General features: G+C 61.9%; 1 protein-coding gene. It reads right to left on the minus strand.

Annotated features, from left to right (window positions below; translation table 11 throughout):
- On the minus strand, positions 1-291 hold a 291-nt coding region (locus tag SB764_RS39335; protein WP_410866654.1), incomplete at both ends, for an enolase C-terminal domain-like protein.

Below are 291 nucleotides of genomic sequence, written 5' to 3' on the forward strand. Positions count from 1 at the left end.
GATCGAATTGCGCCAGGCACCGCATGTTCAAAACCGCTTCATCGACGTCCCACACCTGGTTCGCATCCATCATCAGCTTGCGGTTTTCGCCGATTTCTTCGCGCAGGATGCGCGCCCGGCGCATATCTTCTTCGAGATTGCCGCCCACCTTCTGCTTGAAGTGCGTCCAGCCCTGGGCGACGCCTTCACGTGCGAGCCGGCGGATCTTGTCGTCGTCGTAGCCGAGCCAGCCGGCTGAAGTCGTGTAGGCCGGATAGCCGTGCGCCAGCATGTCCTTTTCGCGCTCGTCCC

Origin of the sequence: Paraburkholderia sp. SIMBA_027 (genome assembly GCF_046535315.1) — a bacterium.
GTDB classification, from domain to species: domain Bacteria; phylum Pseudomonadota; class Gammaproteobacteria; order Burkholderiales; family Burkholderiaceae; genus Paraburkholderia; species Paraburkholderia tropica.